Source organism: Paenibacillus elgii NBRC 100335 (assembly GCF_004000865.1).
GTDB classification, from domain to species: domain Bacteria; phylum Bacillota; class Bacilli; order Paenibacillales; family NBRC-103111; genus Paenibacillus_G; species Paenibacillus_G elgii.
The window spans coordinates 1-24036 of sequence record NZ_BIMB01000078.1; the positions used below are offsets into that span (position 1 = coordinate 1).

Annotated in this window: 23 protein-coding genes and 3 pseudogenes; 6 read left to right on the forward strand and 20 right to left on the reverse strand. The window is 50.1% G+C overall.

Features of this window, described 5'->3' with window-relative positions:
• Positions 1-162: 162 nt before the first annotated feature.
• The 3 genes from PEL01S_RS32235 to PEL01S_RS32245 form a co-directional block, all read right to left on the reverse strand.
• Complete coding sequence (locus PEL01S_RS32235; protein ID WP_127463111.1) at positions 163-1542, reverse strand: amino acid permease; 1380 nt, start codon at positions 1540-1542, stop codon at positions 163-165.
• A gap of 282 nt (positions 1543-1824) precedes the next feature.
• Positions 1825-2343: a spermidine/spermine N(1)-acetyltransferase gene (paiA, locus tag PEL01S_RS32240; RefSeq protein WP_127463112.1), complete on the reverse strand. Its 519-nt coding sequence runs from the start codon at positions 2341-2343 to the stop codon at positions 1825-1827.
• A gap of 25 nt (positions 2344-2368) precedes the next feature.
• Entirely contained in the window at positions 2369-2821 is a 453-nt protein-coding gene (locus PEL01S_RS32245; protein ID WP_063184508.1) for a MarR family winged helix-turn-helix transcriptional regulator, read from the reverse strand.
• Between the two features lie 45 nt (positions 2822-2866).
• Here PEL01S_RS32245 and PEL01S_RS32250 point away from each other — a divergent pair.
• Positions 2867-3303 (forward strand): annotated as a pseudogene (locus PEL01S_RS32250) (YczE/YyaS/YitT family protein); the annotation flags it as partial.
• A 200-nt stretch (positions 3304-3503) separates the two neighbouring features.
• Here PEL01S_RS32250 and PEL01S_RS32260 read toward each other — a convergent pair.
• From PEL01S_RS32260 to PEL01S_RS32310, 11 genes are all read right to left on the reverse strand, one after another.
• Positions 3504-3812, reverse strand: coding sequence for a metal-sulfur cluster assembly factor (locus tag PEL01S_RS32260; protein WP_063184509.1), 309 nt, complete (start codon positions 3810-3812; stop codon positions 3504-3506).
• Positions 3813-3848: 36 nt separating this feature from the next.
• Positions 3849-5081, reverse strand: coding sequence for a hypothetical protein (locus tag PEL01S_RS32265; RefSeq protein ID WP_127463113.1), 1233 nt, complete (start codon positions 5079-5081; stop codon positions 3849-3851).
• A gap of 36 nt (positions 5082-5117) precedes the next feature.
• Positions 5118-5342, reverse strand: a complete 225-nt coding sequence (locus PEL01S_RS32270; protein WP_127463114.1) for a DUF2249 domain-containing protein — start codon at positions 5340-5342, stop codon at positions 5118-5120.
• Positions 5339-5647, reverse strand: coding sequence for a DUF2249 domain-containing protein (locus PEL01S_RS32275; protein ID WP_127463115.1), 309 nt, complete (start codon positions 5645-5647; stop codon positions 5339-5341). The genes PEL01S_RS32270 and PEL01S_RS32275 overlap by 4 nt, the downstream gene beginning before the upstream one ends.
• 243 nt (positions 5648-5890) lie before the next feature.
• A complete protein-coding gene (locus tag PEL01S_RS32280) occupies positions 5891-7132 on the reverse strand; it encodes an MFS transporter (RefSeq protein ID WP_174807045.1) in 1242 nt (413 codons plus the stop codon).
• A gap of 404 nt (positions 7133-7536) precedes the next feature.
• The gene (locus PEL01S_RS32285; protein ID WP_127463117.1) at positions 7537-7896 is read right to left on the reverse strand and encodes an immunity protein PIM1 family protein; all 360 of its coding nucleotides are present in this window, start codon (positions 7894-7896) and stop codon (positions 7537-7539) included.
• Between the two features lie 149 nt (positions 7897-8045).
• Positions 8046-11204 (reverse strand): beta-galactosidase, encoded by a 3159-nt coding sequence (locus tag PEL01S_RS32290; protein WP_127463118.1) that lies wholly within the window; start codon positions 11202-11204, stop codon positions 8046-8048.
• A 12-nt stretch (positions 11205-11216) separates the two neighbouring features.
• Positions 11217-12110: a carbohydrate ABC transporter permease gene (locus tag PEL01S_RS32295; protein WP_127463119.1), complete on the reverse strand. Its 894-nt coding sequence runs from the start codon at positions 12108-12110 to the stop codon at positions 11217-11219.
• Entirely contained in the window at positions 12104-13000 is an 897-nt protein-coding gene (locus PEL01S_RS32300; protein WP_082867080.1) for an ABC transporter permease, read from the reverse strand. Before PEL01S_RS32300 ends, PEL01S_RS32295 begins: the two co-directional genes overlap by 7 nt.
• A 13-nt stretch (positions 13001-13013) precedes the next feature.
• Positions 13014-14624: a type 2 periplasmic-binding domain-containing protein gene (locus tag PEL01S_RS32305; protein WP_127463120.1), complete on the reverse strand. Its 1611-nt coding sequence runs from the start codon at positions 14622-14624 to the stop codon at positions 13014-13016.
• Between the two features lie 151 nt (positions 14625-14775).
• Complete coding sequence (locus tag PEL01S_RS32310; RefSeq protein WP_127463121.1) at positions 14776-15867, reverse strand: LacI family DNA-binding transcriptional regulator; 1092 nt, start codon at positions 15865-15867, stop codon at positions 14776-14778.
• A gap of 192 nt (positions 15868-16059) precedes the next feature.
• Between PEL01S_RS32310 and PEL01S_RS32315 the strand changes: the two genes are divergently transcribed.
• Entirely contained in the window at positions 16060-17004 is a 945-nt protein-coding gene (locus PEL01S_RS32315; protein WP_127463122.1) for a phosphotransferase, read from the forward strand.
• A gap of 196 nt (positions 17005-17200) precedes the next feature.
• Here PEL01S_RS32315 and PEL01S_RS32320 read toward each other — a convergent pair whose 3' ends face one another.
• On the reverse strand, positions 17201-17608 hold the full coding sequence (locus PEL01S_RS32320; RefSeq protein WP_127463123.1) for a hypothetical protein: 408 nt from the start codon (positions 17606-17608) through the stop codon (positions 17201-17203).
• Between the two features lie 202 nt (positions 17609-17810).
• Between PEL01S_RS32320 and PEL01S_RS32325 the strand changes: the two genes are divergently transcribed.
• The 3 genes from PEL01S_RS32325 to PEL01S_RS32335 all read left to right on the forward strand — a co-directional run bounded on the left by PEL01S_RS32325 (position 17811) and on the right by PEL01S_RS32335 (position 20049).
• On the forward strand, positions 17811-18698 hold the full coding sequence (locus PEL01S_RS32325) for a LysR family transcriptional regulator (RefSeq protein ID WP_127463124.1): 888 nt from the start codon (positions 17811-17813) through the stop codon (positions 18696-18698).
• A gap of 97 nt (positions 18699-18795) precedes the next feature.
• Positions 18796-19227, forward strand: coding sequence for a rhodanese-like domain-containing protein (locus PEL01S_RS32330; RefSeq protein WP_063184520.1), 432 nt, complete (start codon positions 18796-18798; stop codon positions 19225-19227).
• 15 nt (positions 19228-19242) lie between these two features.
• Positions 19243-20049 carry a M55 family metallopeptidase gene (locus PEL01S_RS32335; RefSeq protein WP_255320185.1) on the forward strand — a complete coding sequence of 269 codons (807 nt, stop codon included), beginning with the start codon at positions 19243-19245 and terminating at the stop codon, positions 20047-20049.
• Positions 20050-20303: 254 nt separating this feature from the next.
• On the opposite strand, the gene PEL01S_RS32340 is transcribed toward PEL01S_RS32335, so the two are convergent.
• Positions 20304-20987 (reverse strand): aspartate/glutamate racemase family protein, encoded by a 684-nt coding sequence (locus tag PEL01S_RS32340; protein ID WP_063184522.1) that lies wholly within the window; start codon positions 20985-20987, stop codon positions 20304-20306.
• 143 nt (positions 20988-21130) lie between these two features.
• Between PEL01S_RS32340 and PEL01S_RS32345 the strand changes: the two are divergent.
• Positions 21131-21313 (forward strand): annotated as a pseudogene (locus PEL01S_RS32345) (thiamine diphosphokinase); the annotation flags it as partial.
• Between the two features lie 131 nt (positions 21314-21444).
• On the opposite strand, the gene PEL01S_RS32350 reads toward PEL01S_RS32345, so the two are convergent.
• From PEL01S_RS32350 to PEL01S_RS32365, 4 genes and pseudogenes are all read right to left on the reverse strand, one after another.
• The gene (locus PEL01S_RS32350) at positions 21445-21852 is read right to left on the reverse strand and encodes a hypothetical protein (protein ID WP_063184524.1); all 408 of its coding nucleotides are present in this window, start codon (positions 21850-21852) and stop codon (positions 21445-21447) included.
• A gap of 216 nt (positions 21853-22068) precedes the next feature.
• Positions 22069-22623, reverse strand: a complete 555-nt coding sequence (locus tag PEL01S_RS32355; protein WP_127463126.1) for a GNAT family N-acetyltransferase — start codon at positions 22621-22623, stop codon at positions 22069-22071.
• A gap of 191 nt (positions 22624-22814) precedes the next feature.
• On the reverse strand, positions 22815-23675 hold the full coding sequence (locus PEL01S_RS32360) for an NAD-dependent epimerase/dehydratase family protein (RefSeq protein WP_127463127.1): 861 nt from the start codon (positions 23673-23675) through the stop codon (positions 22815-22817).
• Between the two features lie 43 nt (positions 23676-23718).
• A pseudogene (locus tag PEL01S_RS32365) lies at positions 23719-23844 on the reverse strand (nuclear transport factor 2 family protein); the annotation flags it as partial.
• Positions 23845-24036: the final 192 nt, after the last annotated feature.

The window sequence follows — 24036 nt, forward strand, 5'->3', positions numbered from 1 at the left end:
ATTACAATTATAGCACATATGTTCGCACTCGTACACAAGAGATGCTAATTCATCTCCCCGTTGTCGAAGAGGGAGTCTTCTCAGCCTTAACGATAAAAAAAGCCGGGCGGACCCAGGGGATGACCTGAGCTCGCTCGGCGGCGTCTTATAATATAGAGGTTTTTATTCTTTTTCTCCAGCTTCGACTCTTTGCCGCTTTCCCATACCAAAGACAAAATAGCTCACAACGACGACCAGAATGAATGACGCTCCGACAATCAGCGATACGCGGGTATCCGGATTAAACCACATGCCGATTAACACGAGTGACAAGAAAATGATCGCGATATAGTTGCTGACTGGAAAGAGGACGGATTTGAACGGATGCTCTCCCATGCTATCCTTCCATTTTTTTCTGAATTTAAATTGACTGAAGGCCAATGCAAACCACGGCACCATGCCCGGAAGCACGCTGGCACTGTAAATATACAGGAACAATTTGGAGTCGGGAAGCAGGTAATTAAACAGAACGCCGATCAACAGCAATGAAATCGTGGTAGCGATGCTATTCCTCGGGACGCCGCTCCGGGATACTTTTCCGAAAAATTTAGGCGCCTGACCGTTGGAGGCCAACGTATACAGCATTCTTCCCGCACTGTAAATCCCGCTGTTGCAGCCCGACATCGCAGCCGTGAGAACAACGAAGTTGATGATGCCCGCAGCGGCGACAATGCCTACCTTGGCAAAGGTCATGACGAAGGGGCTGCCGATCTCGCCGATCTGGTTCCATGGATAAATCGTGACGATGACAAAGACGGCGCCCGCGTAAAAAATCAAAATGCGCCAGATCACATTTTTGATTGCTTTGCGCAAGGTGAATTTCGGATTCTCCGCTTCGCCGGCGGTAATACCGACCAATTCAACGCCTTGATAAGCGGCCGTTACGATGCAGAGGGCAAATAAAAACCCTTTCAAGCCTCCGGCGAAAAAGCCGCCATGCGCATAAAGATTCGAAAGACCGATAGGTTGTCCTCCGTTGCCCAAACCGAAGAAGATCATGGCCGTGCCAATCACAATCATGGCGACAATCGCGACCACTTTGATCATGGCGAACCAAAATTCAAATTCCCCGTAAAATTTGACTGCCGCTAAATTGGCCGCTGCAATGATGGCAACGCCAGCCAAGGCCGGCAGCCATTGCGGTATGTCGGGAAACCAATAGCCGACGTAAATTCCGATCGCGGTCACTTCCGCCATGCCCACCGTCAGCCACAAGAACCAGTAGCTCCAAGCCGTCAGATAACCGGCCAAAGGGCTGACATATTTATGCGCGAACGTAGCAAAAGATCCGGTGACCGGTTCGAGAAACAGCATCTCTCCCATGATGCGCATGACAAAAAACACAATGATGCCAGCTAGCAGATAGGCTAGCAAAACGGAAGGACCGGCCCATTTTATCGTGCTGGCCGACCCCATGAACAGGCCGACGCCAATCGTGCCCCCGAGAGCAATCAGCTCAATATGCCTTGGTTTCAGTCCTCTGACTAATTGCTTGGATTCCAAGAAAATGCCCCCATTCTATGTATGTTCCTTCAAATGCGGATCAGCAAAAAGACCGCCTCTCCCGCTTCAACCTTGCTTTCCGACCACCTCCAATACCACAAAATTGTATGACATCAAACGAAGAAATACAACTGTCGTGGATCAGGCAAAATGGTGGCCGAAGCGTAAATACCCATTTAAAGGGACATCTTATATATTCAAGAAAAGATAGCGTTTTCCTCCTATACAAATAAAAAAACAGCCCTGTCCCTTGATCGGACAGTAGCCGTTGTTCACTAGTTGTTAGTTGAGTGTTTTGGTCATTATAAAATCTATTTGTTCTTCATCACCCATGTAAAAAGAGTGGGCTCCGGTTTGAACAAACCCCATTTTTTCATAAAAAGCAATCGCATTTTCATTTCTTTCCCATACGCCTAGCCAGATTTGCTTTTTATTACATTCCATTGCAATTTCTATCGCTTGATTTAGCAGATATTTACCAAGCCCATGTTTTTGAAAGTTTTTCTTGATATGAATCCTCTCGATTTCAAGTGATTCATCCCCCATTTCTTCAGACTGAGCATCATTGACATTGACCTTTAAATATCCGGCGACTTCATGATCAACATAAACAAAAAAGAATTGCGAAGAACTATTGGATAATTCTTTTTCCAATTGGTTTAAGGTAAATGCCCTTTCCAAATAGGCATTCATATTTTCGGGCGAATTCTGATCCTTAAATGTCTCATTAAATGTTTCATAACTAATTTCTTGTAGTTTGCGTACATCTTCAAGGGTACACTTTTTTATAGTTATCGTCATTTAAGTATGTCGCTCCTTGATATCATCAATAATTTCTCTTGTTTCCCTTTTTTACAAATTCCCAGTCTTTTTCTATATTTTTTCTTACTCTTTGAAGAAGATTGAACATCGTTTCTGCTTCTTTTTCAGAAAATCCCTCCAATGCAACGATATTGGAATAATCATGTTCTCTTTTGATAAAGGGATAAACATTTTCCCCTTTCTCCGTTGGAAAGAGTTTTTTTATTTTTTTGTTATGTTGATCTTCTTTCTTTTCAATAAAGCCATTCATTTCAAGTTTTTGTATCGCACGAGCTGCTGTTGTACGGTCGACTTTAATCATCTCGGCTAACTTTTCTTGAATGATTCCCGGGTTTTCACATATCCGCACAAGGTACAAATACTGCCCTTTTGTAAGGTCATGTTCTTTGAATTCGATATTACTTATAGAATCTAAAGCCCTTGCGATCATTCCAATTTCACGAAGAATTTCCTTCATAATGAACTCCTCAACAGCACGTATTTTGTTGCAAATACAATAAAAATGGACTATATTAAATTTAACTTAACTTTATTGCATTTGCAACAAAAAATTGACAAAGAGGCTTTCACCATACAATCAGACCTTGGAACTTCACCTTTTGATGCGCTTTTGGTAGGACTGTCCATCAATGTGGGGCTTACGGTCGGAAGTTGGGAAATCATAATCGCTTTACTATTGATAGGCTGAATGCACTTTTGGAAAAACAAAGACCGGAAATTTTGGGGCTGTTAACCGCGTTTATAACGGGTATTGGCATTGATATGTGGCTTTTTTTATTGCGCAATTGGATAACACCTGAACTATGGTACAGCAAAGTTGTTTGTTTTGGAACTTCCACCTATTTACACACGAATTTTGCACCGATTCCAATTGACCGATTAACGTTAATCATACAAAAATTAACCAGAAGCAATTTATTTTTTTCAAGGACATTCATGTAACACACTCCAGCACATCTCCAAAAGATAAAATAAAAGCCTGATTTCTCAGGCGACCAACACATAGACCTGGCTTCCCGGAGCCGGTGTACGGGAAGCTGCTGGCCCGGCATGAAATTTAACGTAAAAACGATGGTTCCGTCCGCTTGGAACATTACTTTTTTCGTAAACCGCTCGCCGGACCGCCTTCTCCGCGGATCTTACCAAGCGCTCAATTGACGTTTGGCTTCGTCCGACATCCGCTCCGGCGTCCATTGCGGCTCCCATACGACCTCCACGCTGACGCTTGCGACGCCGGGCTTTCCCTCCAGGGCACGGCGCACGCCGCCGATGATTGTATCGTGAAGCGGGCAGCCGGGCGTGGTTAGCGTCATCCGGATCGCAATGTGTCCGTCTTTGATGTCAATACCATAAATCAGACCGAGGTCTACGACATTTACGCCGAGCTCCGGGTCGAACACCAGCATCAGCTGCCGCCGAACCACATCTTCGTTTACTTGTGTTGTCATGACATTTTCTCCTCTCTATATGGGCAAAAGTACTAGTTATCTTGTAAATACTCTGGCGATCACGCCGATATAGAACAACGCTCCGGCGGATAACGCCGCTATACCTGTGACAAGCACTCGCGGTTCCATGAATCCCATGCCCGCCACAGTTACCAGCAGCCCTAAAGCCATCACCCACATCCCCACATCGACGCTGCGCTCGCTGATGAGGTCGGACATGACGGGTACCCCGGGCCTCCCTGCTTGATCGCCGTATTTGTGCGTCCACCATAGGAACGGCACGATTTTCGACATGTATCCAAGCACCGTAACCGCCACCCATCCCCACAGGTATACCCAACCGGCGATAACGATCCACGTCAAGTTACTCAACAGCGAAGGTGCCGCAAGCCCAATGCAAAGCGTTAGGATGCAAAAAATGAGCAATGCTCTGGCGCTCCATATAGTCCAGACAATCCCACGCCCCGGCGAGGCTTTATGGCTGTGCTTGCGAATGTCTCGAATATGCCGATCATATACGAGCAGCGCCGCAGCGAGCAGCAATATTCCTACAAGCATCGGTCCGGACCCGCCCGGAACTAGAAAAGCCCCTACGCCCAGCAGGACAGCCGCATTCCACAGTCCGAAAATATAATACTGGGGCCGGTCGGAGGCGCCGTGGGACAAATAAAACATCGGCAGCATTTTGTAGCTGAAGCCGGTAATTAACAGCCCGAACCAGCCAAGCGTCCCAAGCCAGATATAGGCGGCGAGCAGACGTTCATGCAGGTCGGCCCAGAGCTGGAACGCAAAGTTTAAGCCCATCGCCAAGCCGAGCAGCCCGGTCAATGCCAAATACAACAGCGCGCAGGCGGTGCTTAGAGTGATCGGATTCCAGCGCTTCGCCTCCCACAGCGTCCGCCCGACGTTCCAGACAAAAAGCAGAATGCCGATGACTGCGGCGACGGCTCCGACGGCGATCCATTCGACCTGGCTTTGCAAAAATCCGGCCAGCAGGATGACCGTCCCTCCCGTGAAAAATACATAATGCACATAGCCAAGCATGCGGCTGTAAATGCGGCGTTGAAGCACGACATCGATCAGCTGGTAGACCGCCCCCATCGCGACCATCGTCGCCCAATCCAGCACCAGCAAATGGACGCGAAACCAGCCGTCGGGACTGCGTGGATGGTCCAGCACCCAACCTCCGGCGGTGACAAGCGATCCCGCATGGAACAAAACAAAGCTGGCAATTCCGGTGGCAATAAATAACAGCGGCAGACGAAACATGCTTTACACCTCCATGCAGCAAGTATCTTCTGAAAGCTATTTTTTCGTAATCGCGACTTTGGCGGTGCCGTCTGGCTGCGGGTCGACCTCATACGAATACTGGAGCTGCCGCAGCTCCTCGATCAAAAACATAGGTACCCGGTCATTGTGAATAATGAGAATGTCCCCATTTCCCGTGTCCTCCAGCGCCTTCAGCGTACGCAGCATCGGCTGCGGGGGCTCCAGCCCCCGGTTGTCCAATTCAGTGACATTCCCGCTCATGACCCGGCCTCCTCATCTGCATGGACGAAGGAGTGCAAGGACATAGCTTCCAGCTTCGCTCGAGCCCCGGCTCCTCTCACGAAAGCAGTGATCCAATGATCGTCGCTGACGCTTTCGACCTTGTTGGCGTATCCTTTCGCCTTCATGATCCCGAGCAGCGGCGTAGGTTTAAATATCGCATGCAGTACGAACACATCGTCTGACTCCAGCGCATTCACCGCATCCATAATCTGCTTGAACGGCTCCAGCTTTTGCCGCAAAAATGACCGCACATCCAGCTCCACTACGTTTCCGTTTCGCTTCATCCTTCTTCCCCCAATCCATTTGCCGGATCGAATGCCCGGTCCAAATGAGAATTATTTTCAATGTATTTACAGTGTAGCGAATTCGGCAGCGTCAGTTTGTGACTGCAATCACAACTTCGTTTTGTTTTTCTGGAGGTGATGCTCTTGACGAAAAAAATCCTGCCGATAGGCAGGATGAGTGGAAAAAGCTCTATGGTTCGGATGCCGCTCATGCGCATTCATGTTCATATCGACGGCTTGCGGTCATACGGATTGCGCATGCTCCGGCGCTTTGCTGTTCATGATCCCCATCATGGCCAGTGCACCGATCAGGAGCAACAGCCCTGCGCCGGTATAAATCGATACTAGCGAAAAAGCATCCTTCAACGCACCGGCGAAAGACATCGAAATGACCATCATCCCGACGAACATGGGATTCAGAACTCCGTTAACCCTTCCTACAATCGACGTGGGCGACCATTTCAGAATCATCGTGCTGATGCCAATATGAATGCAAGGAAACACAAGCCCGCTCAAAAACTGCACTCCGAGCGTAACCGGTATGCTTGTCGAATACCCGACGATCACCGTACAAACGCCGCCGATGAGCATGCCGATAGCGAGCAAGAGCTGCGGCGCGACCCGCTTGGCAAACACGGATACGAGCCCGCCGCCGATCAGCATAGCGGCACCGTACACCATCAGCAGATATTGCAGAAATTTCTCATCGCTTCCAAGCCGTTCCGTGACAACGAACAGGCCGAGCGTTTGCGTAATGCCCATAGAGAGACCGGTCAGAATGAACGCAACGCCAAGCATCCGCAGCACCGGACTTTGCCAGACATAACGGAAGCCCTCGACGAATTGCTCGAGGAATTGCCCTTTTCCGGCTTCCGTCTGCGGTTCCTGCCGATCCTTAGGCAAGCGGGTCAGGATGAGCGCGGAAAGCAGAAATGCCACCCCCATAACCGCTACGGATGTTTCCAAACCAAACGTACTGTAAGCAAATGTACCAAGCATGGGGCCGAGCACCATGAAGATCGCCATCAACGTCTGGAACAGCGCCATCCCTTGCTGCAGCTGCTCTTCGGGTACATGAAGCTTGAACAGCCGAACGGCCGAAGGCTGTGTAAACTGGGAAAGAATGGCCGAGATGAAAGTGACCATATAGACGGACTGCCAAGATCCGTAGTGAATCGTTACAAGCACGATGAAAACCGAGACCGCGGACAGCAGATCGCACCAGATCATCGTTCGTTTCGGCTGCCAGCGGTCCGCAAATGTCCCTCCGATGAACGAAAATATAAAGATAGGCGCAAATTCCGCAACGCTGATCAGCGAAATGGAGCTAGGATCGTTGTTCGTCTTATCTGCAACATAGAGAAGAATCGCGAAATTTCTTACCCAGATGCCGATCTGCAGCAGCATGTTGGATAGCAGAATCGTTTGCATGAAACGATTGCGAAAAAGATTCGGGCTTTTAGCGTTTTCCGGTTGTTTGTCCATATTGTCCAACCTCCTTGTAATTTCCGGCGGCCCTCTTTCGAATTGGGCGGTTCGAATCACTAAAACATTGTTACGTTATATCGTTTTTGCTTTGTGCAAACAGGACTACGTATTTATGCAGAGATGCCTCTGCCAAATCTGCGGGTTAATACACATTAGCAGTTTTACCGAAAGACCGATGGTTCTTCAGCTTCTGCAAATAACCCACTCCTTCCAGTATCGTTTTCTAAACCTCCCCTCCTATCTTCATCCCACTGTCAGTACTCCCTCGCAAAATAATGTAACATAACATTGTTACGTTGTGAAGAGGTAATTTTTATTCCGCTTCAAAATAAAAAAAGACACGTGCCTTAAAAGGTCGTGTCTTAAGCAGGATTAGAGCTTCTAGAATCCCTCGTTTTTACTTATCTCGGAAAGCTGCCTTTTGTGTAGGAATCCCACAGCTTATTGACAAATTCGATATCGATCCCATTCTCAAACGCCTTGGCCATCAGACCAAAGTCGTCCGACGCATACCCTGCCAGCTCCGGGCTCTGAGTGATCCGAAACGTTTGCTTAAACACCGCCTCCCTGATTTCACGGATCACCGCATCTTCAGACGAATCGATTGCTTCCAGCTTGTCGTAACTGGAACTCCACGTTTCAGCGAATCCAGCTTCATCCCGGGCGTCCAATTCGGCGTCCCAATCCACATTTTTGTTGAAAACACGTTCTAAAAACGTACCATCACCTATAATCGAAAGTATCTCACTCGCAGCAATCAACGTAAGCCCCTCCTTCCCTATTCATAGTAATGAAAATGACCTTGTAATTCAATGACTATAGCAGGCACAAGGCCATCCGCACATCCTCGCATATAAAAAAATGAGACTGTCACTTGCACACAGTCTCATTCCATATCCGCTCCCGTACTTTACAGCCACGCCGGTTGCTCGTTCCGATGCTCGATTCGCACTTCATTATCGCGATACACGGCAATAAGCTTGCCCGTCACGTCCGCAGCGAACAAGACCGAACGCTCCGCTTCAATCGTAAAACGGTACTTGGCGCCGTTGGCCGGGTCTTCAATCTCCACATCTGCAGGATGAGCGTACTCGGATACGAAGACGAAGAGCGCCCCTTTCGCAAACGAAAGCTTGCGTCCATATATACCTGCAAGCTCCCCGCCCTGCCGCCATACCATTTCGGGCTGTACACCGGCTGCCTGGATGACATGCTTGTACAACTCGCGAATCGGTTCGGTGCGATCGTTCAATTCGACCGGCAGCGGACACCAGAATAGGCGTCCCATCCCTAAGAAGACGTCGGTCAGCCGGATACCGCCGGACGCCGCATCCTCTTCCGGAATCCCTTTGCACAGCTCGGCGATTTTGCGTCGTCCGAACGAGACGGAATGGGCGTTCCCGTCGATCACCAGCCGCTCTTCCCGGCACACGTTCCCTTCCCGGTACGGACCAAACTGCTCATCGAGACGCCCGGTCGGCCGCCAATATTCATCCAGCCCGAGCGGCCCCGTGAAGAGCAGTGTCCCGCCTCGGGTACGAATATGCTCGACGAGCGTTTCCATCGCCCGGTCGCTGAAATTGTGCGCGCTCGGAACGACGATCAGCTTCGGACAGCGCTCAGACAATGGTTTGAGGTCGTATTCCCCGACGGCGAAAAACGGGCATTTCAGCTCGTAAGCAAGTACCCGGGTCAGCCGCGCCGTCGCTTCGCAGGCGAGCCTGCGGTTCGAAAAATCGTTCGAATACGGAAAAACGACGCAGATTTCCTCCGGTTTCCTGCCGGTAAACAAGTCGCGGATTTCGTTCATAAAGCGGCCGAAATCGTGCGAAACATCCGCCTCCGGCTTCTCCGTACCGTCAGCCCGCAGGGCGCCGATGTTCGACTCGTTAATGTTGTTCATGTAATAATTCGTGTTCCAGATCCATTGGACCGCACCTGCGGCGCCAGTAGCGAACGCATACGCATATTTGCGCTCCAGCAAATATTTCAGCTCGGTCTCCGACCGCTTCGCCCGCCCGTCCGGCGTCTCCAGATACATGATACCGGTTTCCTGCACCAGATTCGGCTTCTCCACCACTTTGGTAAAAATGCCATCCCATACCAAATCGTCATTCAGCCACCACGAATGAACCGACGTATAATCGACCTCGGAGCCGTAGAACAGTGGGGACGGGCGCTGGCCGCCAAGCGCTTCGTCCTGACCGACCGTAATAAGCGCACCGGGATGCAGCCCGCGGATCGTCCCGCTTAAGCTGCGCACCCATTCATTGTGCATCTCCATCGTAAACAGGGTGTAGTCGAGCCAAGGCGCCCCCCTTTTCCCTCTCGCCATATCGTGCACGTCGAAGTTGATCTCTTCCGGCGCGGGTGGACTGGCCGCTTCGAAGGACGGCAGCTCGGCCGGCGTCATGCCCCAGCGCTCCTGCAGCCGCCGGATAGAGCCGTGCCGCCTCTGTAGCCAGGCGGAATAGGCGGCACGCTCCTCCCGATCGCGGACCGGACGCGGACCTGCGAACACCCGCTTCGGATCGAACAGCGAAGGCTCGTTGATCAAGTCCCAGTGCACGTTCGTCGTGTGCCGGTGCCGCGATACGATGCCGGCCAGGAACCGTTTCTGCGCTTCCACGCTGCGCGGGTCCAGATACGGATTCGCCCCTTCCCACGCCTCCGGCGCAAACGCGAAAAATGTAAAGTTCACTTCCAGCCCGTGCCTTTTCGCCGTAAGAATAAACGCATCAATCGCACGCAGCGCCTCTTCGGACAGATGGCCGTCGACATACATCACCTGTCGGTGTGCGGTCCAGATCCCCGTCCGGATGAGGTTGATTCCGGCCCGCCGCATTTGCGCCATATCCCGGTTCCACACCGACACGTTCGGCAGAAACAGAAATTTCCGCGCCACATCCGAGCTCATATAAGTCATGCCGACCACCGGCATCGGACGGCCGTCCTTCCAGAAGTAATCCCGATCGCAGCGCAGAGGACTGCCCGTGCGAAGCAGCTCTTCGTCCCTTCCCCAGAAGCCTTGCCGCAGCACGCGGACCTCGCCAAGGTCGGACTCCGCTCTGCAGACAATCTCATACAGCCCCGGCTCAACGGGGATCGGCAGCAGCAGCTCTGCGAAGCTCTGCTCCCGGGAGACGGCGGCCTGGATTTCACCCGACCACACCGGCTCCCCCGGACCACTCGCCGCTTCCGCTGTCCGGCTCTCCCGACGCACCTCGATGGCAAAGCGCCAGGAGCGACCAGCCGAAGCCGTCTCATCCGTTCGCTGCAGGCCCTGCATTTGCAGCTTCAGCTTCGGACGCTCGCCCGGCTCATAAGTGGCGTAGTTCGTTTTCAGCGTCAGCTCGGTCACGCCGAGCGCACAGAACGCCGCCCACTCCGCAAGAGCCGCTACCCCGCCATTTTCCCAGAACGACGCTGTCGCAAGCTGGTGAACGAACAGCCAGCGGCCTCCGGCGAACTCGCCTTTCGTATTTTCCAACAGCACCACGGGAGCGGAAACCTCCCTGCCCTCGGACGAAATGCCTTTCAAGAGCGGGTACAAATGCGCATCCATCGGTCCAGCCGAGCCGCTTTCGTGCGGCTGATCGTCATGGTGCGTCACGTGGAGAATGAGGCTGCAGGTCGGCTGAATCTCAAAAAGCGGCTCTTGACCGCGCAGCAGAGGCACCTCTTCGCTGGCCGCCATCTTCGCGACCGGAGCAGGATCGACCGTCATCGCTTCGTGAATGCGAAGCTGCCGGTGATAGGCCGTTTGTTCGGCTTCTGCGCACCATGCTCCGTTCTCGAGATAGACCGGAACGCGGAACGGGACGCCGCCCATGCTGACAAGCCCACCTCCCTTTTGCAGAAAATCCAGGATCTCGCCCCACGCCTCCTTCGGGAAATAAGGGGCATGGAGATTCACCAGACACCCGGTTGTCATGTCCGCGAGCGCCTGCGGCAGCTGCTCCGCCGAAACGACGCGGAAGACGCCGGACAGCCGTTCGAGGCCGGCTTCGTCCATTCGTTCCCCGAGGAAAGGGAACTCCGGATCATACAATACGATAACGTTGTCCATGCTGACTCCTTTCTAACCTTTAACGGAACCGATCATCGCGCCTTTGACGAAATATTTTTGCACGAAGGGGTAGACGATCAAGATCGGCAGCGTAGCGACCACGATATTCGCCATTTTAATCGTCGATTCGCTAATCTCCTGCTGGTAGGCGATGCTGATGCCCTGGCTTTGCATCGCCGTCGACGTATTGGTCAGCAGGTCCCGCAATACCGCTTGCAGCGCCCATTTGTCCTTCGAAGAAATATACAGGATCGTGGAAAAAAAATCGTTCCAATACATGACGGCCATAAACAAGGCAATCGTGGCCAGCACCGCTTTCGACAGCGGGAGCACAATCCGGAAAAAAATGACCAGATCATTCGCCCCGTCGATGTAAGCCGACTCCTCCACCTCCGCCGGAATTCCGGCAAAAAAGCTGCGCATGATGAAAATGTTCCACGCCCCGATGGCCGACGGGAGGATGAGCGCCAAATATGAGTTCAGCATGCCCAGCTCCTTGACGAGCAAATAACCGGGGATCATGCCGCCTTGGAACAGCATCGTAAACAAAATCATCAGCGTGAACAGCTTCCGGCCCCGCAAGCGCGATTTCGAAATCGCGTACGCCGTCGCCGCCGTAACGAACGTGGCAAGCAAGGTGCCCGCCAGCGTAACGATGAGCGAAACCTTGAAGCCGGACAGCACGGCCGCATTGCCAAGCACCGTTTCGTAAGCGGTAAGCGAGAAACCTTTGGGCAGGAGGAACAATCCGCCGCTTCCCGCCAGCTTCGCATCGCTCAACGAATACATGATCACGTACCAGTATGGGTAAAGCATGATAACGACGAGCGCCAGCATGAACAGCGTGTTGGCCGCTTGGAACAGCCGGCTTCCGGCGGACGGCTTTCTTTTCAGCTTCCTCACCATAAGCCCTCCTCGCCGAACCTTTTCGCCAATTGATTCGAAGCTGCGACCAGAATCAGCGCAATGACCGACTTAAATACGCCGGCAGCCGCACCCAAGCTGTAGCTCGCATCGACAATCCCTTTGCGGTATACGTACGTGTCGATAATATCGGCCACATCCATAACCAGCGGATTGTACAGCAGCAGCGTTTGCAGGAATCCAGCGTCCAAAATGTTGCCGAGACTGAGAATGAACAGGATGATGATCACGTGACGGATCGACGGAAGCGTAATGTTCCACATTTGCCTGAACCTACCCGCCCCGTCCACAATGGCGGCTTCGTACAGCTGCGGGTTGATGCCCGAAATGGCCGCCAAATAAATGATCGTCCCCCAGCCGACCTCCTTGTAAATATCGGTAGCGACCAGAATGGAGCGGAAATACGATTTTTCGATCAGGAAGTCGACCGGCTCTCCACCAAACCACCCCATCACCTGATTGACAAGGCCGTCCACCGGATTCAAAAAGATGATGATGATCCCAGAAAAAATAACCCACGAAATAAAGTGAGGCAAGTAAACGACGGTTTGCACGAACCGCTGAAATACGAGCTGCTTGACCTCGTTTAACAAAAGCGCCAGCACGATCGGCGCCGGGAAGCCCCAGATCAGCTTCAGCGTACTGATGATCAACGTGTTCTTGAACACGCTTGTGAAGTCCAGCATCGTGAACAGCTTTTTGAACTGGTACAACCCGACCCAGTCGCTGCCTCCGACGCCCTGCAATATGTTATATTCCTGAAAAGCAATGACCAAGCCGTACATCGGGATATATTTGAACACGATGATGAACAGCATACCGGGCAGCAGCAGCAAATATAAGTACTTGTCCCTGACCAGATCTTTTAGCAAGAGGTTTTCCCCCTTATTTGTAAGGCTTGATTTCTTTGTCATACCATGTTAAAAATTCCGCATACTCCTGCTTTTGCGCTTTGTACAGGGCGTTCGCCTCTTCCTCTACCTTTTTGCCGCCCATCGCATAATATTTGTCGACAAACTTATCGAATTCGTCGATGCTTTTCTTGCCGGAAATGATGCCGTAGAACACTTCGTCCCGCACTTTCTCGATATCCTTGATGTATTCCTTGAAGGCCGGACGCTCGTTCGTCTTGAACCGGACCACCAGCTCCCGCAGCGGCTTGGACGTCGCCTCGCCCTTCTTGAACAGATCGATCACCTGTGGAATGTTGGAAATGTTCGCTTCGTCCTTCCGGCTCAAATACCAGGTGTAGTTGCCGATACCGAGCTTGTTCTGTTCGTCCGGAGTCAGGAGCGATTGGAACTGGCCGTTCTCCATCTTGTAATGCTCGCCTTCCTTGCCGAAGCTGACCAGCTTGAACGTTTCGGGAGATGCGATCCGATTCAGCACTTGAACCGCGCCTGCGGGATCTTTGGCCTTGCTGGTCACGCTGATGAAGCACCAGCCTCCGACCGCTTCGGGATAATCCGAGCTGAAGCCGTCCGGCCCTTTGATCGGAGGAATCGCGAGCAGCTCGCCCGAAGGGTTGTTTGCCTTGAACGATTTGTACAGCGTGCTGGACGGGTTGAAATAAGCGATCCAGCGGTAGAAGGAGCCGACTTTGCCGCTTGCGGCGATTTCCTCGAATTTGTTGGCGTCCGTATTGCTGATCGTCCGCGGATCGATGAGCCCTTCCTTATACATGCTCTGCAAAACCTTCAAAGCTTCTTTCGTCTGCGGAAGCACTGCGCCGTATTTGACCGTTCCGTCGGCCTGTACCATGAATTCGTTCGGAATCGACTTGTAAGCGAAGAAAATCGGCGCGAACGTGCGATATTCCGCCGAGCCTGCGATTCCGGGACCGGACAGGCCGTAAGTGTCGTCCTTGCCGTTACCGTCGGGATCTCGCTTCGTAAACGCTCTCAAAACTTCGATGTATTCATCCACCGTCGTCGGCACCTTCAGCCCGAGCTTATCGAGCCAGTCCTTGCGGATGATCGTCGTCATGGAGGTCGCTTCCGCTACGTCTCCCGGCAGGCGGTACATTTTTCCTTTTTCATAGGAATAGAACATCGTTTCCGGAGAATAGTAATTCAAAATCGTCTTGCCGTGCTTCTGGAGGTAAGGCACGAGGTCAACGAGCGCGCCGGATTTCACCCAGTTCGTGTATTCCTTGTCCATGCCGTACCACCACTGAATGTCGGGCATCGTGCTTTTGTCGCTCATATTCAAATTGATTTTCGTCTGCGCATCTTCCCATCCCGGCAGGAAAACGCTCTCAAGCGCAACCGGTTTTCCGAGCGCCTTCGTCAGATCCTCTTCCAGCGCTTTTTCCGCCCAGGAATTCGGCGTTTTTGCCCCGCCCATTAAAGCCATCGAAAGGTTAAGCGAAGCGTCTGACGGCTTGGACTGCCCGGCGCCGTCGGCGGAGTTCGCCCCGTTACTCCCGCCGTTCTGGCAGGCAACGAGGCTCGCGGTAAGGAATGCTACAGGAACAAAAGCTTTTAACTTTTTCAAACGGATGACCTCCTGTAAGAAGAGAATGTAAACCCTTACAAAACTGCTAGGTTCATCATAAACAAAAAACGCAACGTTGTAAACAATAATTTCACATTATCGTTTACAAAATTACGTTTTGTAATATTACAGTGTGCAAAATCGCATCGATTTAGAGGGAAGCGCTTGGGGCTGCCACGACCGGCAAGGATGCCGGTACCGTTGAGGTTGAATCGTTGTAGATCACTTTCGTGCCCAGACGGACCAATTCGTAAGGCCGCGCAGGGTTGTTCATGCGCCACAGCAGCTCTTCAGCCGCGCGGCGGCCCCAATCCTTCTCGTCATAGTGTACGGTGGTCAGCGCAGGCGTGACGAAATCGGCATGCTCGGAATGATCGAACCCGGTGACGGCGATTTGCTCCGGCACCTGAAAGCCCTTATTTCGCAAATATTGAATGACGCGGATGGCGATCGTATCGTTCGCGCATACGAAAGCCGTCGGAAACGCTTCGAGGCGTTTGAATGCGTTTTCGATATCGTCGTAATGATGATACTGGGACGGATTTGGCCCCGTAGCGCAGTAGTCCGGCTCCAGAGTCAAGCCCGCGTCGAGCACCGCCCGTTTAAAGCCGAGCCACCGTTCCATAAACGACCGGCAGCTGGCGATATCGCCTACGAATCCCAGATGACGGTGCCCCCGCCCGATCAGATGGGTCGTCATATCGAATACGCTGTCTTCGTTTTCCACCAGCAGGATATCGGCGTACAGCGCAGAAAACGAAAGGTCCGGACGGGCATCGAGAAACACTTTGGGCAAATCGACGGAGGCCAGAAGATCGGTATATTCCTTACTGAGATAGCCGCTGACGATCAGGCCGTTCACCGACCGGTTCACAACGCACGAAGGCAGCGAAAGCTTGGCAAGCTCGTCCGGTTTGATGAAATCGAACAGCAGCCCGTAGTTGTTCTTGGCCGTGATCTCCTCGATTCCTTTGATGACGCCCATCCAGAAGCCGTTATTGGCAGGGGTAAATATGTTCGTGATGAAAGCGATGCCGCCTCTGGCCGTCGTGCTTGCCGCCTCCGTCTCCTCCGCTGCCGTTGCATCCACGGATTTGTAGCCGAGACTGGCGGCCGCTTCTCGCACCTTCTGCTTCGTATGCTCCGAAACGCTTGCATGATCGTTAAGCGCCTTGGACACGGTATTGCGCGATATGCCGAGGAGCTTGGATATATCGTGGGTAGTTACTTTTTGTTTTTTCATCGGATCTCTCTTTCTTCCCGTAGTACGAACCAATTTTTAGTTTATTATTTTAAAATTGTATGGTTTCCCTTCTTTTTTGTCAACTTGTTTTGTAAACTTAATGCATCATTTTGTAAATCTCCTGTATCGGATTTGGACCCTATGCCTTGTCATGGTTTATAATAAAGCTACAAATTTTTGCAGGAGGAGCTTATGGACAATATCCCAAACCTTTTGAAAGAACACTACGATCTGGATGCTACTAACATTTTACCACAACGGGGCGGCTGGGCGGCACTTGCCTTTAAAGTATACTGCGGCAAGCAGGCCTTCTTCTTGAAGGCTTACGAAAAAAGCCGCGCGTCGACTCCGAAATGGACGGCGCTCATTGATCAATATGTGCCCATCACGGTATGGCTTATGCAGCATAGCGGTTTGAAAGGCAAGCTTCCCGTACCCGTGCCGACCCAAACCGGCGATTACAAATGTGAAGATGACGACGGGATTTATTTGCTGTACGAATATATCGAGGGAGAGACGATTGGCGAGAAAGCTTTAACCGCCAGACAAATTGGCGAGCTCTCGAACATGATTGCGGAGCTTCATTTGTACGGTGAAGAAATTCCGGTGGAAACGAAGGCGATTAAGGAAGACTTTACTGTTCCGTTTTTGCCGCAGTTGAGGGTTGCATTGGATCGGGAGGTTTGCACGCTTCCTCATGACTTAAAGGAATTAATAACCCCTCACCTGAAACAAGTTGAAGAACTGGCGGATACCGTTGAGAAGCTGTCTGCGGAGTTGAAGAACCGAAATTTAAGAATGGCCTTGTGCCATACCGATCTTCATCCGTGGAATCTGATGCAGACCGACCGGGAGCTGGTGCTGATTGACTGGGAAGGGCTGAAATTAGCTCCTGTCGAAGCCGATCTGATGTCTTTCGTTGACGAGCCTGATTACGATGATTTTGTACCTATCTATCGGCAGGTGCATCCCGATTTTGCCATCAACCCCGATGTGCTGCAATTTTATCGGTACAGACGCAAATTGGAAGATATTTGGGAGTTTATGGAGCAGCTCTTGTTTGACCGGCAAGAAGCACAGGAACGTGCGGCGACACTTAAGCATTTGAGCAGGGAACTGAATGAAATAAGAGGATAAGCCCTGCAAGGGGGAGCGTGCTTGCTTTACGCAAGCCATCCCCTTTTCCCCTCTTCTTCGAACCCACCGATGACGAAACCGCTAGTGGAGCTGTTACATAGGAAGTTAGAATCAGCGAGTTAATTAAGCTATCGTATCCGTTGAACGAAATCTAGGCTACAAATTCCGCTATACTTCGAAGTTACATGGTGAATTATTAATCATTCACGCCAAGCTCAAGTCCATAATAAATTATGCCACGAGGCTTTTTCACTTGGAACGTAATGCAATCCGCGTCGTTATAATAACCGTTTAAAACCGTTCCTACATGGTAGTAAATAACATCACCTCCTAAATGATGGGTTAATAGTTCACAAAATTTTTCTACCCGGTAATCCTTGCTCGCGTAATCTTTTTCATAGAACCATCTTTCGAAAATACCTATTAATCCATTGATGTCGATTTCATTGAGAGTACCATCGCATAAAGCACCAAAATGTTGCTTACTGGCATCAATTGCGTTTCGAGCTCCTTTCATTTTCAAAAATTCAAACGTGTATCTGTGATCCGGTCGGTCGTTTATGGCTTGCATTGCTTCTAAATATCCATTTACAACATCGCTCATTATTTCGCCCCCTTACTTGAAAAATTCGCGAAGTCTCTCAACTATTCGATAGCTCAACAGTAAGCCATCCGTCGAAGTCAGGCGTGTCCTTTGAACTTTTATCCATGTGTCCTGTCTCCCTAAGACATGATATCATAGAATGTGTTTCTACGAAATTTTCGGTAACTGGTATCTCGAAACTCTGAAAAGGGGAATGGTTTCATTGGAATTAACCTATTTAAAAACCTTTCGGGAAGTGGCAAAGTCCGGAAGTTATACACGAGCGGCTGAATTACTCGGGTATGCGCAGTCAAGCATAACCACACAGATTCAGAAGCTGGAAGAGTCTTATGGCGTTGTTCTATTAGAGAGGTACGGAAGAAACATGAAGTTGACGATCGCCGGTGAGACTCTCTTTGCCTATGCGAATAACATCTTAAGTTTGCATGAAGAGTCAAAAGAAGTCCTTTCACGGCAATCCAGAGGGACGCTTTCCATCGGATCGGTGGAATCTTTAGCGGCCTATCTTCTCCCCCAATACCTGCAAAGTTATCGACAGGCTTACCCCGAAATCCATGTTAATCTTCAACCGTCAAACGAGCCATTCATTATCGAGGCGGTTAAAGAAGGTTCTTTAGATATCGGGATTATACTCGATGCTTTATTTACCGATCCTGAGCTGCATAGTGAGATCCTGAGGGAAGAAGAACTGGTCATTGTCGCCCATCCCACACATAAATTTAAAGATTTGAATGAAGTCCAAGTTCACCATTTAGATAATGAATCCTTAATCATAACGGAAGAGGGATGCACTTATCGCGCTATGCTTCTCAAGGCGCTCAAATTCAGTCAGGTTAACTATACATTATCGTATGAGTTCGGAAATATTGAAGCGATCAAACAATGCGTTGTTTATGGTCTGGGGGTAGCTTTATTGCCGCGAATGGTCGTTACGGAAGAAATGATGAAGGGACAATTGATCGCTGTACCGTTTCAACATCCGGATTGCAAATTTTATACGCAGCTCATCTACTCAAAGAAAAAATGGAAATCGAAAGCGTTTCTCGGTTTCTTGGAACGGATAGGTCCACCGAATTATCAAAATCAATGAAGTTATGTATCGAATTCTATCGATAACTCCAATGTAAAGGAGTATGGTACAGTAAATTCAAGAAATTGAACTATACAACTATTGGAGGTTACCAATCATGCCACAGCTTTTCTCTCTCGTACTTGAAACACCGCCCGCTTCCCCTGAGGTCACCCATCGCCATTATATGCACAAGCTCTCAGTCGAAACTGATGTGGCCGATGTGCATTACGACATGAAACATGGCGTCAACAATTTTTTACTGATCGATGTTCGCAGTGCAAAAGCCTATGAAGAGTGTCACATTCCCGGAGCGATTAATTTGCCTTCTCACGAAATCAACGAAGAAACGACAGCCTCCTTTTCAAAAGATCAGCTGATTGTCGTTTATTGCTGGGGGCCCGCATGCAATGGAGGCACCAAAGGAGCAGCCCGTTTATCCGGTCTCGGATTCAAGGTGAAAGAAATGCTGGGTGGAATTGAATATTGGCGCAAAGAGGGAAACGATGTGGAAGGGACGTTGGGACATCAGGCCCCGTTAATCGGATAATCCAATGAAATATTCATCTCTGCTGACATGGAGGGGTTATCCGGCGTTGTTGATCCTACCTTTCTACACCCCGGGGAGTCCAATTATGAAGCCGGTTGCCGCCTCATGGCGCACGACGTCAATGCCGTCATTGAGGCTGCCTTGGAAAGCGGGGCAACTGAGGTTGTCGTTGCAGACAGCCACTCCTCCGGCAATAACCTGAGGTTGGAGCAGCTGCACCCGAAAGCCAAGCTGTTCACCGGGTTTCCTCGTCAAGATTATATGATGGCGGGATTAGACTCCACTTTCTCGGCTGTTATTTTTGTAGGGTATCATGCGCGCCACGGGACACCGGGGGTATTGAGCCATACGTACTGGTTCAAAAATCTGATTGTGAACGGCATCGATGTGGGCGAGATCGGGTTCAACGCGATCTATGCAGGATTGCTAGGAATTCCGGTAGCCCTCGTAACAGGAGACGAAGCTGCGGCTAAAGAGACTGAACTGTTATTGCCGGATACGGTAAAAGCCATCGTGAAACGATCGCTATCCCGAACGGCCGCAATCTGCCTGTCTCTTGAAGAAAGCCGTTCAGAGCTTATGACGAGAACGAAAGAAGCTTTGGGGAAAATACAGCAGCTCTCCCCCTTGGAGATGCAGGTTCCTTTGGAGGTTCAAATCGAGTTGTTTCATTCCGGTCAGGCTGAGCTTGCTTCCAACATTCCGGGGGTGTACCTGAAGTCCAATAGTACGACGGTCTCTTATCAGGCCAGTCATGCTTATGATTTTTATCGGGTGATGGAAGCCGTTGCAACTGCGGCGAATACGGCTAGATTTTTTTAATTGTGGAGACCAAACGATAGCTGAATACAAAAACCAAAAAGTCGGTAATCCTCAGCGTAGGAAAACCGACTTTTCTTTTGGCAAGCCTCCCCCTCCTCCCTTGCGTTCTAACCCTCTTCGTAAACCGGCGCTAATGTCCGGTAAAAAATAAAGTAATAGACTGAATGCAAAATGAAACAGCGGCGGACTAAGGACTTGAAAATAATTCATAGACTGCCGCCGCATTTATTGAGCCATCGTTCTTCGTTAGTTGATTAAGTGTGACCTTCTAATATATACCTCTTCACTGTAGCTTGTGCCAAACACAATGATGAATCAACTATGGCAAGCTCTGTTTGCTTACCTTTAGTAATAACATTTAAATCGGTGCATGCGAGTATGGCTATATCTACCATCTCCACTAACTCTAAATGCAATCGTTGCCATAGAATAATTGATTCCTGAATTTGACCTGCCTTTATACTGGTAATCATGGCATTCACCCAATGTTGCCAGTGATCCCGATGTAGAAGATCAACGCCAAGTTTATGCAAAGCTTGTTGATAAATACCGGATTGAACCGTGGCAGGTGTAGCTAACAACGCGGCTCTTTCGGCGCTATTTGGTAACTTGAGGATGGTTTCATCCACCATATTTAACACCGGTACAGAAACGGAAGTTTTTATATTTTCATAGTAGAGATGTGCCGTATTGCAAGGAATTACGATAAATTGCACACCTGTGCGTTCCAACCTCTGGGCGCCATTAATAATAGCCTTCTCCATAGCAGCATGGTCGACTGGCCTGTCCATATAAAAAGGGGTTGGACATGAATAGATCATCATATGGGGAAAATCCATATCATGCTTGGCACCATAAATCTGTTGGCATTGGTCAACCACACAATCAACAAAAGGACCCGTAGATTTGGGTCCCATTCCTGCTAAGATTCCAATCATTCTTATCCAGACCCTTTCTATGCTTGAGAACCGACCGTTGTAAGCGTAGCCTGTTCTTATAAGACTGCATTTTTATATTCGTCATATGTAAGAGATTTTCCTATTGTTTAATCGACATACTCAGCTGCCTGCTAGCTTAAGTCGCTTGCGATCCGGTGTGGAAAGACTTGGCCGACACGGAGATGGCCTTCACCCAGGCACTCGAACATAAAGCCGGGGAGATTGTGCTGCTGGGCGTGCTTGGTTCCCGATGGGACCATTCGCTCGCCAATGTCCATCTGCTGCGCAAGGCTTTGGCCGCAGGCATCCGCTGCCGCATCACTGACGCTGACGATCGGCCAATCGCTCGGGATCAGCAACTAAAGGCGGTTTATTAAGCTATCGTATCCGTTGAACGAAATCCAGTCTACAAAATAAATAGCCATTCCGTTATACTTCGAAGTTAAATGGTGAATTATTAATCATTCACGCCAAGCTCAAGTCCATAATAAATCATGCCATGAGGCTTTTTCACTTGGAACGTAATGCAATCAGCGTCATTATAATAACCGTTTAAAACCGCCCCCACATGGTAGTAAATAACATCATCCCCCAAATGATGGGATAATAGTTCGCAAAATTTTTCTACGCGGTAATCCTTGCTCGCGTAACCTTTTTCATAGAACCATCTTTCCAAAATACCTATTAATCCATTGATGTCGATTTCATTGAGAGTACCATTGCATAAAGCACCAAAATGTTGCTTACTGGCATCTACTGCGTTTCGAGCTCCTTTCATTTTCAAAAATTCAAACGTGTATCCGTGATCGGGTCGGTCGTTTATAGCTTGCATTGCTTCTAAATATCCATTTACAACATCGCTCATTATTTCGCACCCCTTACTTGAAGAATTCGCGAAGCTTTTCAACTATCCTGCCCGATAGCTTAACATTGAGCCATCCGTCGAAGTCTGGCGTTCGTATCCTTCTCAGAAAACAGGCATGAAGACACTAACATGTTCTTCTTATTCGACGTTACTCTGCGCAAGCCCCCTCCTCCTCCCTTGTGTTCTAATCCTCTTCGTTAACCGGCGCTAAGCGCCTTATTCGAACATCAGATACCAGTAGATCGCGATTTCATCGCTTTGTTGATCGATGCCTTTGTAGACGTAAGAATCGAACCCGCCGATGACGAAACCGCAGCTTTCGTAGAACTTGCATGCGCGGACGTTGTTGCTTTGCGTCTCCAGCATGATTCCTGGCATACCGCCGTCCTTCGCCCAGCGCTCGGCCTGCTCGATTAGTTTGCGGCCGATGCCGCAGCCTCTGTAACGGGCGTCAACTTTAATGTCTTCGATATAGGCATACTGGTTCCAGTTTTTTTTCAAAATCATGTGCCCCGCGACCTCATTATCTGCGAACGCCAAATAGACGATTTGATCCGGGTTGCCGATGTAGTCCGAATAATCCTCCTCCGCCTCTTCCGCAAACGGCTCATCGGCGTAGCTTTTCTGATAAGCAGGTACCTCTTTCACCGTGTACCCGATCCGCTGTCCTGTTAATGACAGAACAAGGGTAGCATCCACAATAAAGCTTCCATCCAGATCCATCCATCGCTCTCCGTCGCCCGCCGTCAGTTCTCTGATCAAAATATCCATATTCGTCCTCCCAAGTTAAAGTTTTATAAGGTGCGAATTAGGATACGGCGGGGGACCTCGGACTTAACGGAACACATATTGCTCTTTCATTGGCATGTCCTCCCGTAAAGTTTTAGCCTGTAACTTGTATAGTTCATTATACAATCTTTGTTCATGTGCAGACAATGTCCGGTCCTTCGGAACGCTTTAGGTTAGGTACTCTTCCAAAAAGAGGCGTTGGATCGGACAAAATCCTCGAACGATCTTGGCGGACGTCCGGTCAGGCGCTCTACAACGTCGGTAACCAGATCCTCCGTTCCGTCCTCTTTAATCGCTTGATCCAAGCCCGCCAGGAAGAAGGCATAATCTTCGGGCATGCCGGCTTGGATGAATCCGGCCGCCAGCTGTTCGGTATCCGTATGCACATGCCGAATCGTCAAACCTGTAGCTGCGCCGATCATCTCCCCCGCCTTCGCATAGGTTAGAGACTGCGGACCAGTGATGATATGATCGGTATTATGCGGCCGCTCATCAATCAATGCCCGCACCCCTACCTCCGCAATATCGTCGGCGTCGACGAATCCGACACGGCCGTTGCCCGTGGCAGTGACGATGATTCCGTCACGCTTGATGGTTGCCGCGTGATGGCCTTCCATGAAATTTTGCATGAAATACGACGGGCGAAGCACCGCCCACTCTGGCACCATTCGTCGCAGCTCCCGATGCACCTTGCCGAACACTGGCCCGTCTTCGGGCACGGAAGCGCTGCTTAATAGGACGATCCGCCGCACGTCCGATTTTACCGCTTTATGCAAAAAAGGAAGCATGATGTTGAACGGTTCCATCACGGCGACAGGTCCGACCAAAAAAATGTTGTCCACGCCCTGCAAAGCCGGACCGAAGGTGCTCTCGTCGAACCAGTCAAAGTACGCATGCTCGATGGCGCTGCCGAAAATGGATTTACCGCGGCCGGCTGTGCGCACGTCATGCCCTAGCTCCGCGAGCCGCCGGGCGATTCGGCTTCCTGTCTTGCCGTTTCCGCCTGTTATTAGTATTTTTTTGCCTTCTGCCATACGATTGTCAGCTCCTTATCGTAAGAAAAATTTTTATAGCATCCTACTGGCCGCTCTCGTCGCCGAGCGCTGCAAGAACAACCAACGGATTCCAATAATCCTTGTAGTGCACGATTTTGCCGTCTTTCGTTTCAATCACGGAGATGTAATTCTGAAGGTAAGGCTTACCGGCTGATTTCATAAACGTCCCCATAATTGCTGTCACCGTTGTCATCGCAATCACCTCGAATTAATTTTTTCAGACCAAACAGTCTGATTTGATTAAAAAAATTTGATCAATCGTTCCAAAACGAGCAAAAAAAACGTTTTTCCAGACCATTCAGTCTTGAATTGGTAAAAAAAATTAATCCCCCTTCCCTCC